At 63.8% G+C, this 10,191-nt stretch carries 14 protein-coding genes and 1 pseudogene; 13 read left to right on the top strand and 2 right to left on the bottom strand.

All coding sequences use genetic code 11. The annotated features are described in order from the left end of the window. Positions 1–630, top strand: a pseudogene (locus tag H7B90_RS25925) (hypothetical protein); the annotation flags it as partial. Between the two features lie 143 nt (positions 631–773). Then, the gene (locus H7B90_RS25920; RefSeq protein WP_185138801.1) at positions 774–1,133 is read left to right on the top strand and encodes a hypothetical protein; all 360 of its coding nucleotides are present in this window, start codon (positions 774–776) and stop codon (positions 1,131–1,133) included. Between the two features lie 98 nt (positions 1,134–1,231). On the opposite strand, the gene H7B90_RS25915 is transcribed toward H7B90_RS25920, so the two are convergent. Both H7B90_RS25915 and H7B90_RS25910 read right to left on the bottom strand, forming a co-directional pair. After that, positions 1,232–1,543: a dehydrogenase gene (locus H7B90_RS25915; RefSeq protein ID WP_185138800.1), complete on the bottom strand. Its 312-nt coding sequence runs from the start codon at positions 1,541–1,543 to the stop codon at positions 1,232–1,234. Positions 1,544–1,623: 80 nt separating this feature from the next. Beyond that, a complete protein-coding gene (locus tag H7B90_RS25910) occupies positions 1,624–2,073 on the bottom strand; it encodes a cupredoxin domain-containing protein (RefSeq protein WP_185138799.1) in 450 nt (149 codons plus the stop codon). Positions 2,074–2,267: 194 nt separating this feature from the next. On the opposite strand from H7B90_RS25910, the gene uptA reads away from it, so the two are divergent. From uptA to H7B90_RS25855, 11 genes are all read left to right on the top strand, one after another. Then, entirely contained in the window at positions 2,268–2,876 is a 609-nt protein-coding gene (gene uptA / locus H7B90_RS25905) for an undecaprenyl phosphate transporter UptA (protein WP_185138798.1), read from the top strand. A 112-nt stretch (positions 2,877–2,988) separates the two neighbouring features. Then, positions 2,989–3,555: a thioredoxin family protein gene (locus tag H7B90_RS25900; RefSeq protein WP_185138797.1), complete on the top strand. Its 567-nt coding sequence runs from the start codon at positions 2,989–2,991 to the stop codon at positions 3,553–3,555. 18 nt (positions 3,556–3,573) lie between these two features. Next, on the top strand, positions 3,574–4,203 hold the full coding sequence (locus tag H7B90_RS25895) for an MBL fold metallo-hydrolase (protein WP_185138796.1): 630 nt from the start codon (positions 3,574–3,576) through the stop codon (positions 4,201–4,203). Positions 4,204–4,398: 195 nt separating this feature from the next. Further along, a complete protein-coding gene (locus tag H7B90_RS25890) occupies positions 4,399–5,118 on the top strand; it encodes an SAF domain-containing protein (RefSeq protein WP_185138795.1) in 720 nt (239 codons plus the stop codon). Continuing rightward, positions 5,115–5,960 (top strand): CpaE/TadZ family protein, encoded by an 846-nt coding sequence (locus tag H7B90_RS25885; protein WP_185138794.1) that lies wholly within the window; start codon positions 5,115–5,117, stop codon positions 5,958–5,960. Before H7B90_RS25890 ends, H7B90_RS25885 begins: the two co-directional genes overlap by 4 nt. Then, positions 5,957–7,375 carry an ATPase, T2SS/T4P/T4SS family gene (locus H7B90_RS25880; RefSeq protein WP_185138793.1) on the top strand — a complete coding sequence of 473 codons (1,419 nt, stop codon included), beginning with the start codon at positions 5,957–5,959 and terminating at the stop codon, positions 7,373–7,375. Before H7B90_RS25885 ends, H7B90_RS25880 begins: the two co-directional genes overlap by 4 nt. Beyond that, entirely contained in the window at positions 7,372–8,310 is a 939-nt protein-coding gene (locus H7B90_RS25875; protein ID WP_185138792.1) for a type II secretion system F family protein, read from the top strand. Before H7B90_RS25880 ends, H7B90_RS25875 begins: the two co-directional genes overlap by 4 nt. Positions 8,311–8,328: 18 nt before the next feature. Beyond that, entirely contained in the window at positions 8,329–9,222 is an 894-nt protein-coding gene (locus H7B90_RS25870) for a hypothetical protein (RefSeq protein ID WP_185138791.1), read from the top strand. Positions 9,223–9,252: 30 nt separating this feature from the next. Beyond that, positions 9,253–9,402: a hypothetical protein gene (locus tag H7B90_RS25865; RefSeq protein ID WP_185138790.1), complete on the top strand. Its 150-nt coding sequence runs from the start codon at positions 9,253–9,255 to the stop codon at positions 9,400–9,402. Between the two features lie 107 nt (positions 9,403–9,509). After that, positions 9,510–9,656, top strand: a complete 147-nt coding sequence (locus H7B90_RS25860; protein WP_185138789.1) for a hypothetical protein — start codon at positions 9,510–9,512, stop codon at positions 9,654–9,656. Further along, a complete protein-coding gene (locus H7B90_RS25855; RefSeq protein ID WP_185138788.1) occupies positions 9,653–10,078 on the top strand; it encodes a hypothetical protein in 426 nt (141 codons plus the stop codon). The genes H7B90_RS25860 and H7B90_RS25855 overlap by 4 nt, the downstream gene beginning before the upstream one ends. Positions 10,079–10,191: the final 113 nt, after the last annotated feature.

The raw sequence follows: 10,191 nt of genomic DNA, 5'->3' as shown, positions 1-10,191 counted from the left end.
CGCGAGCACGATGCGTCGCTCGCGGCGGCGGCCTACCCCGCGGCGCAGGCTGCGCACCTGCGCGCGGCGCTGTCCGCGAATCCGGCGTGGACGCGGATTCGCCTCGAGCTCGCCCCTCTCCTCCCGAAGGGGGAGAGGGCGAGCCTGCTCGCGGCGGGATTGCGGTACGAGCCGCAATCCGCGCCGCTGCAATACCAGCTCGGCATGACCTACGCCGAGCTGGGAGACCCCGCCGCCGCGCGCGACCGCCTGCGCGAGGCGCTGCGCCTCGGCCGCTTCGACCGCGAGGCGCAGAACGCCGCGATCGCGCGGATGGCGACTCTGGCCGAGAGCTACGCGAGCGCCGGCTGGCCGGACAAGTCCCGCGTCGCCGCCGAAGCCGCGGCCGAATTTTACGAACGGTACCGCGAGCTGTACCGGAAGACGTACGAAGGCCGGGACAACCCGTGGAACGACAAGGAGCGGGCGCTGTTCTCCGGGGCGAAGACGAACGCGGCGAGCGCGCTTCTGCTGCTCGGAAGAACCGAAGAGGCGAAGGAGATTCTGCGCGAAGTCGCGGAGGAGAATTCGCCGGAGTGGAGGGAGCGGGCGAAGGAGCGTCTCCGGCAATTGGAGCCGGGGAGCGACTGACGGGGACTATCGTTTGACGCGGATTAAAAGAGGATTTTGCGAGATTCGGACCGATTTGGACGAGAACTTGGGGAGTTGTCCGACAACGAGAGGACGCGCCATTCATAGACTGGGATCAAACTCGTGCAGGAGTGTGATAACCAATGACAAAACGTCCAAAACCGGGCAAGGCGGATTCCAAGCGTTACAAAGTGGTGAAGTACGCCGTACCGAAAAAGCTCAAAGCCCGGCAAAATCCGATTTTGAACCGGTTCACGGCCGTATGGGTTCAGTCGAACGGGGTACCGTTCGATACGACCGGCTTCTTCGCGACCCTCACCCGCACCAATACGGGCCAGCTCGTCTCGACCCGTTCCTTCGACCCGTTCGGCGTCGTCCGCTTCGGCAACATCCGTACGCTGACGCGGTTCACGTACACGCTGCGCACCTTCGATAGCAACGGAGTTCTGTTCAGAACCCGCGTCATTCCTCCGGGAGTCGAGGCGTTCGCGATCATCGGCTGACCGCGAACCGCTATCCGCAGCCTCCGAATCCCCCCAACAAAAAGCGCCCGAAGCCTGCTTGGACAGGCCGGGCGCTTTTTGGATTCCCGCGCTTGAGTTCACCCGCCGAAGGCGGCGCGAAAGGCGGCGACGAGGCGCTGTCGATCGACGTCCCACAGGGAGGCGATCTCCTCGCTTACCGCTTCCTCCCACCAATCGGCGAGCTTCTTGCGGTCGCTGCGGTTCTCCGTAATCCACAGCAGGTTGCCGATGACCTTGCTTACATACAGATCCTCCGCTTGCTTCACCAGTTCGTCGGGAACGTACCGCTTCAGCCGCTTGACCGTCCGGTACAGTTCCACGGAGCACGCCCGCCGAATCGTCCGGGGGGACGGGAGCGCGGCTTCGTGCTTGGGCTGTCCGTTCTTCATGCGTCATCCTCTCCCGCGATAACCTATGCGGAAGGGGCGGGGGCGGTCACAACGGAGGACGGGATGACGGTTCGATCCTTTTATTGGACGACGAGGTACCCGACCATCGGAATGCTCGTATTCGGGTCGCTGTGCGTCGTGCACACGATCGGGTAGATGCCGGCTTCCGTCGGCGTGAACCGGACGACCGTCGTTTTCCCCTTCGTGACCTTGCCTTGCACGCCCAGCCCTTCGATGACGAACGGATGCGATTGCCCGCTTACGCCGGTGATGCGAAGCTCGACCTCCTGGTTCTTGTTGGCGACGATCGTTCCCGGCGAGAAGACGTACGACTCCAGCTGCTTGCCCCCGGTCGTGGTGGCGTTGAACTCTCCGGTGACGAGCTGGAACACCTGCGTCCCTTCGGCGACGGGCGCCGAAGCGGCCCGGGTCTGCTGCCAGCCGACGTAAGCTCCCGCTACAATGACGGCCGCGGCCAGGACGATGTACCATTGGACCCTTCTTTTGCTGATAAAGACGACTTTGCTCATTGTCCGCTCTCTCCTCTTCAACTTTGTCCTTGTTCTATCAGAGTCTATGCTTGGGCCCGTCCGCGCATGACAAGCCTTCTTCGGCTTCTTCGATTTCGCGGGCGGTTTGCGCGGAGCCGGGGTTTGCCAGTATGATAGAGTAGACTTGCATAGGGGAGACGACCGAGGAACACGGATTAGCGGGAGGCTGTTGAATGGATACGATTCACGAATGGCTGAATCAATTGTTGGCATGGGTCGAGAGCCTGGGGTATTTCGGCATCATCATCGGTCTTGCCATCGAGGTCATTCCGAGCGAGATCGTGCTCGGGTACGGCGGGTATCTGGTGTCGAAGGGAGACATCAACTACTGGGTCGCCGTGCTGTGCGGAACGATCGGCGCGCTGCTGCAGCAATGGATTCTGTACGCGATCGGCCGCTACGGAGGCCGGCCCGTCGTCGACAAGTTCGGCAAGTACCTCCATCTGAAGCCGAAGCATATCGATCTCGCGGAGAAGTGGTTCGAGAAGTACGGCCCGATCATCGTCTTCACCGGCCGCTTCGTGCCGGTCATGCGCCAAGTGGTGTCCATTCCGGCGGGGATGGCGCGCATGAATCTGACCAAATTTTCCATTCTGACGCTTATCGCTTCGATTCCCTGGTCTCTTCTGTTCGTCGGCCTCGGCTGGACGCTCGGCGACCAATGGGAGAACATCGACGAGAAGGCCGCTCCGTACGTGCAGCCGGTCATTCTGATCGCCCTCGCGCTGCTGGTCGTCTACTTCGTCTACCAATACGCCCGCAAGCGCTCCAAGAACAAGTAACAGTCCCGCGAACGGACGCGCTGCAGGAACGATTTGAACGCGGCTTCGCGACTTTGATACAATTAGGCTTAACGCGACGGATTCGAACCCGTACGAGAAGAGAGGGATTCTCATGAGCAAGCAACTGGGACATAAGCTGAATCAAGGCATTTCTCCGCAGAAGTTCATGGACGAGATGGTCAAAAACAAAGAGGCGTTCCGCGCGAACTACGAGCAATTCGCTTGGCCGGACGACGAGCTTCGGGAGTACTTCGAATCGCTCAACAACCGCGACGATCTGCGCAGCATGATCATAACGGCGGATTGGTGCGGCGATGCGCTGCGCAGCGTGCCGGTCGCGTTCCGCGCGCTCGAGACGGCGGGCATCCCGACGGAAGTGATGATCATCGAGCAGCATTACGACTTGATCGACCAATTCCTGACGCTCGGCGGCCGCTCGATCCCGATTATCCTGTTCACGGACACGGGAGGCCACCTGCTCGGCAAGTGGGGCCCTCGTCCGAAGCACGTGCAGGAAGTGATGCTCGCGTTCAAGGAGGCGAACCCGGACCGCGAGGCTCCCGACTACCAGGACAACCTGGCCGCGGCCCGCAAGGAGATCGTCGCCCGCTACGGCGAGGCGTCCGACTACACGCCGGTCATCCTGCGCGAGCTGCAAGCGGAATTGGAACGGCTGTAAGGAAAAGGACGGGGAACGATGCTCACATTCCAACGCTATTCGCTGGGCGCGCTTCAGACGAACGCTTACGTCGTCGTCGACTCGACCCGGACCCGGGCGCTCGTCATCGATCCGGGCACGCCCGATCCGGCCTTGATTCGCCGGCTTGAAGGCTTGAAGACGGAAGCGATCGTGCTGACGCACGCGCACTTCGACCATATCGGAGGGGTCGACGAGCTGCGCAAGCGGTTCGGCTGCCCGGTCTACCTGCACGCGCTGGAGAAGGACTGGCTGGTCGATCCGGCCAAGAACGGCTCCGCCCGCTGGCTCGACGTGACCGAGCCGGTGTCGACCGGCCTGCCGGACGCCTATCTCGAGGACGGGCAGAAGCTGGAGCTGATCGGGGAGACGTTCGAGGTGCTGCATACGCCGGGTCATTCTCCGGGAAGCGTCGGCCTGCTGTGCGGCAATCTTCTGTTCGCCGGGGACGCGCTGTTCCGCCGTTCCGTCGGACGCACCGACCTTCCGGGAGGCGACCCCGCCGCCCTGACCCGATCGATTCGGGAGAAGCTGTACGCGCTGCCGGACGACGTCGTCGTTCTGCCGGGCCACGGAGCCGAGACGACGATCGGCGAGGAGAAGCGGGAGAACCCTTACGTCCGGGCTTGATTTCCGCGCTTGTTTCTGGCCTTGATTTGCGGCGATTGCGAGATTTTAGGCTTTACAGGGCGAATCGCTTCTGCTATCATGAGCGTTACCAAGGTTTACAATATTTGTACGGCTGCGAAGAACGCAGGCGAAGGAGAGCTAGGGCTCTCCCTCCCTGCGTTCTTTTTTTGTTGGCCGAGAGAAGGAGGAGCGTCCGTGAACCGTAAGCGCCAAGTGGCCATCAGCGTATCCGCCGCCCTGCTGTCGGGGCTGCTCGTGTACGCGGTGTATCAGCTGCAACTGAGGCATATCCGGATGGAAGAGACGGTGGAGGTCGTCGTTCCCCGCCAATTCGTCCCGGAAGGAACGATTCTGGAGCGAAGCATGCTGACGACCGCCTCCATCCCGAGAGGGGCGGTCAGCCAAGACATGTTCCGCAGAACCGAAGAAGCCGAGGGGCTGCAGGCGTCGGCTCCGCTCGGCACCGGCGAGCCGATCCTGAGCTGGAAGGTCGGACGGTTCCCTCTGCTGCCGCGAACCGGCGAAGCGACCTTCCAGATTCCGAAGGAATACGTCAAGTCGGTGTCCAACGGGCTTCGGGCGGGAGACTGGGCCGTCGTGTACGTCTCTTCCGAAGCGGGCGAGTCGCGGCGGCTGTATCCGGAGCCGGTCCTCGTCGCGGCGGTCAAGACGGCCGCCAACACGGAGATCGAGAACCCGAACCGTTCGAGCCTTCAATCGATGGCGGACGGCGACCGGGAGCGCATGTACGCTTCCCGGCGAGACGCCAACGGCACGATCGACGCGGTGAATCTCAACCTGACGGAAGCCCAATGGCTGGAGCTCGATTCGGCCTGCAAGGACGGCGGGGCGAAGGTGGTCATCGCCTTCGAGGCTTCGGCCATGGATTACGAGGGAAGGGGGGAGGAGTCATGAGGGAAGCGGCCGGACGCCTCGCGACCTTCACCGGGTCGACGCCGAACATCGGGACGTCGCTCGCCGCCTTCGGGACGGCGTTCCGCATCGCGTCGGTGACGGGGAAGCGGGTCGGATTCCTCTGCCTGAACCTGAAGAGCGCGAAGACCCATCTGTATCTCGGCATCGACAAGCCCGAAGTGACGCTGGACGGCCTGAGGCCGGAGCTGAAGGCCGGGACGCTGACCGGGGACAAGCTGAGACGCTATGCGTTCGCTCCTTCCCGGCTGAACGGGCTCCACGTCCTCTTCGGCAACATGGCCCGCGACCAGGCGGAATATTACGAGCCGGAGCAGATCGGCCGGCTGCTGCGGGCGGCGAGGGAAGCGTTCGAGCTCACGATCGCGGACGTGAGCGCTTATTGGGACAACGCGGCCACCGTCTGCGCCATGCGGGAAGCGGACCACCGCTGCCTGGTCACGACCGGGAGCCTGTCCCACTTCCAGGAGGACGTGAAGCGGTGGGCGGGACAGGTCGGCGCCCAGTTCGGCATCTTGCAGGAGCAGTTCCAGCTCGTGCTGCTCCAAGGAATACATCCGCATTCGGGGGGATTCGGAATGAAGGAGATACGCAAGGAGACGGGCTGCGTCTCGTTCTCCGAGCTGCGCTTGAAGGAGAGCCTTCACCTGCAGCTCGACAGCGGAAGGCTGGACGAGTGGCTCGCCGCGGAGGAGAGGAACGCGGCCGCGTTCGACGAAGTCGCGAAGCCGCTGCTGCGGCGGTTGGAATGGGGAGAGAGGCTGCAGCGGACCGACCGTCCGTGGATGCGCAGGCTGATGATGCACCGGAGGCGGGGAAGATGATCCCGGCGCCGGAGAAGGACCGCGAGCGGCGATTCTCTCCGACCGCCTATGCGGCCAAGCTGCAGGCGGAAGGCTCGGTCCCGGCCGTCCCGGGCGCGGCCGGCGCTCCCGGAGACGGGGAAGTGGATCTGCGGGCGCTGATGGAAGAAGCCCGCCAGATGCTGGCCGCGCCCAGGGGCTGGAGCGAGGAAGAGCGCAGAAGCTACGCGGAGAAGCTGAACCGGGCGGTGATCGGCTTCCCTCAGGAACGGTCGGAGATGCTCGCGATTTTGTCGGATTGGGTGATCAAGAAGCGGGTTCAGCATTTCTCCTACGGGCAAGCCCAATACGGCTCGCTGGCGGAGGCGCTGTTCGCCGAGGTGATCGGAATGAACGTGCTCGAGCTCGTGCTGCGCAACCGGGAAGGGCTGGAGGAGGTGCAGGTCGTCGGAACGCGGATCTTCGAGGTGAGGGAAGGCAAGGCGGTCGCTTCGCCCTACCGGTTCGACGAGGTCGCCCAGGTGGAGCGGATCCAGCAGAATCTCGTCCTGTTCAACAACGACCGCATCAACCCCCGGAAGCGATGGGCGGAGGTGCTGCTGCTGGACGGCTCTCGCGTCACGATGACCGGCTTCGGGTTTACGGCCGTTCCCACGCTAACGATCCGCTTCTATACCGTCCGAAGGTTCGAGCTGGAGACGCTGTGCCGTCCCGAGTACCGGACGATCGACGAGAACGTGCGCGAGCTGCTGCTGGCGATCGTCCGCTCGAGGTTCAACATGGTGGTCATCGGGCCGACCAATACGGGCAAGACCCACTTCATCAAGGCGCTGATCGCGGCGATGCCGGACGAGGAGCGGATCGTTACGATCGAGGGCCGGTACGAGCTGCGCTTGGCGCGGGATTTCCCGGGCAAGAACGTTATCGAATACGAAGCGGAGGAGGACGATCCGCTGCACGGCCCGAGGCAGGCGTTCAAGCTGGCGCTCAGGCAATCTCCGCAGCGTATCTGCCATGCGGAGATTCGCGACGAGGACGCCAACATCTACGTGCGGGCTTGCACGCGCGGCCACGAGGGCAGCATCACGTCCGTTCACGCGAGCGCCCTGGAGGACGTGCCCGAGACGATCACGGACATGTGCATGCTGGACGGCCGCGGCATGAATCCCGTCCGGCTGACGAAGCGGATCGCCGAGCTCGTGACGCAGATCGGCTTCGAGATGAGGCTCGTCGGCAACGAGAGGAAGCTCGTCCGGATCGGGGAGTTCGCCTGGGAGGGCGGCGACGTCGTCGTTCGGGAGCTTGTCCGCTACGACGAGGAGAAGGGCGAGTGGACGATGCCGCTCGGCTTCTCCGAGAAGGCTTGGGAGCGAATCCGGCGCGCCGATTCCCGCGCTTACGAGAAGCTGCGGCGGAAGGGGGGCTTGGCGCAATGAGGCCTTCGTGGTCCGTCGCGCTGCTGCTGATCGCGCTGTTCGTCTTCTGCTTCGCCGCCGTCCATTCGTCGCTCGCCCTCGGCTGGACGCGGGCGGACCGCCGCCGGAGATTGCGGACGTCCCGCGAGCCGGCCTGGAATCGCGCCGCCGCCCGGCTGCTGTCGCGGCTCGGCAAGCCGTACGCCCATGTCGCGGACCTGCTCGCCGCGGCCGGCTGGACGATGACGCCGGAAGCGTTCGCCGTCCTGTCCTTGGCGCTCGGCGTCTCGGGGGCCGCCAGCGGAATCGCGCTGTTCCAGTCGGCGCGCTCCGTTCTGCTTCTGACTCTCATGCTTGCCCTGCTGCCGTACTGCTTCCTCCGTTTCCGGCTGATCAACCGGCAGATGGCGGCCCGGCTCGATTTTCTGCCGGCGCTGGAGCTGTTCTACCAATGCTATCTGATCACTGGCCGAAGGCACGTCCGGACGGCCCTGCAGAAGACAGTCGAGGAGAGACGGCTGCCCGGGGAGATCCAGTCTATCTTCGAGCAGCTGTACCGGAACTTGTGCGTCAAGGGGGACGACGAGGGCGATCTGAGGCGGTTCGCTTTGGCCGTCGGCCACGTATGGGCGGAATACTTCGCCAACATGCTCGGCATCGCCTTATCGGAAGGGAACGACATCTCCGACAACCTGAAGGAGCTGATCGGCGACATGCGGAAGTCGCGAATGGACGATCAGGCGGAACGGCACCGGCTGCTCGAGATCCGGCTGGCCAACTTCTCGCCGGTCCTCTTCCTCGCCTTGTTCCTCGGCATCAACTTCCGGATGAATTCGGAGACGAGCTACCGCTATTACGTTCTGGACCCGGCGGGAAGAGGGATGCTCCTGAACGCCCTGGTCCTCATGTTCGCTTCCTTCCTGATGGGAATCTATTTATCCCGGCGCAAGCTGTGACAAGAGAGGGGGACAAAGGTGAGCACGTACGAGTCGGGTCTGTATCAAGCCGTCGGCATGGCGGTTCAATTCGCGCTCGGATTGACGGGCTTCGCGTTCCTTCTGCGGCTGCTGGCCGTCCGCCGTCCGCGCTGGAGGGTGTCCCGCGGAGGGCTCCGCCGATGGCGCCCCCCGTCCTGGTGGCTGTCGGCCATGGGCTGCCGGAAGACCAGCCTGGCGCTCCGGGAGCGGGACTCGCTGCTGGCGGGCTGCGGCTTGCGCATCCCGGCGGACGTCTATCTCGCTTCCCGGCGCAGCGCGCTGCTTCTGACGCCGGCGGCCGCCGCCGCGGTCTACTTCATGGGACGGGCGGGAGCCATCCCGGAGGCTCGCTCTTTATACGCCGTATTCGCGCTTGTCGCTCTGTTCCTGCTGGCGCTGTACGACAAGTCCGCGCTCGAAGCGTTCAAGAGGTACCGCGCCGACCGGATCCGGAGGGAGATCGTCGTCATCGGCAGCCAGCTGCTCTATTATGCGGGTTCCCGGCTGCATCTGCACGGCAAGCTGATGCGCTGCTTGCCCTATGCCCGGCTGATGAAGGGGGAGATGCAGCTGCTGCTCAACGAATGGTACCACGATCCGGACGCCGCGATCGCGCGATTCGGGGAACGGCTCGGCACGGGCGAGTCGCGCGGCTTCGCGGAGACGATCCGGTCTCTTCGGCTGAGCGAATCCGACGAAGTGTACGACATGCTGCGGGAAGTGGCGAAGGAGTACAAGGCGAAGATCGAGCTGGCCAAGGCCGGGCGCAAGGAGACGGTCTCCTACGTTTTATTTGTGCTGGCGGGCCTGCCGATCATGTACACGTTTCAGATTTTCCTGCATCCGTGGATTCAGGAGTCGAGGAAGCTGTTCGACGTTCTTAATTCGTAGACCCGGGAGCTCCGGAAGGGAGGTGAAGCCGTGCGCAATATTCTGATCACCGTCATGATGCTCATCGTCGTCGCCGTGCTGTTCACGAACGTCATCACCCAAGATTCGACCGGGACGGAAGACCGCATCCAGACGCAAGGGAATACGACGAACACGAAGCTGGGCAGCCTGACTCCGTAATGACTGCGGCTTCGGGGGCGCGCTTCCGGTCGCCGGAGGCGCCCTCGCGAGAGGCCGGCATGGGGCGCCGTCGGCGCGTCCGGTATCGGCGGAAGGAGGAAGTTCGAATGAGGCAAATCTTGATGACGGCTCTGCTCATCGCGACCGTCGTCGCCGTCTACATAAGCGTGTCGCGGGGAGACGGAGGGACGGAATCGCATATCCACTCTTCCGGTACCGTCATGGCGGACGGAATCTCCAGGATCTCTCCGTGAAGCAGCTGCTCGTGTTCCTGCTGTTCGCGGCGACGTTCTGCTGGCTCATGTTCTCGCCGGTCTACAAGCACGTGCTCGTCATCCGCCAAGCGCTGCTTCAGCAGGAAGCCGACTACCTGCTGGAGGTCGGGGCGAGCGGGCGCTACGGCTATATCGACGCGGCGATGATCGGCGAGTCGAAGGCGCGTCTCGCCCGGCACGGCTTCGATCCTTCCCGACTGGAGTACACGGTCGGCTCGACGACCGGGGCGGACGCGGGGCTGCCGTCGTTGCCGCTTCCCCGCGGCGTCGGAATCAAGCTGACGATCCGTTATCCGTACGAGAGGCTGCTCGACATCGACCGCCTGATCGGCATCGAGCCTCCGTCGGCGAGCGAGGGGATCTCGGCGGCCGGGATGAAGATGAGCGAATACGTTCCCTGAGCGGCCGCGATGAAGAGGACGAATGCGTGCCCCAGGCGGCAGGGATGGAGAAGAGGCGGGGAGGCGCCCTGGGCAGTCAGGTTGAAGAGGGGCGAGAGGGGCCCTAGGAGGGC

The sequence above is a fragment of the Cohnella xylanilytica genome (genome assembly GCF_014212175.1).
Classification (GTDB): Bacteria; Bacillota; Bacilli; order Paenibacillales; family Paenibacillaceae; genus Cohnella; species Cohnella xylanilytica.
This window is presented reverse-complemented; position numbering and strand designations above follow the sequence as displayed.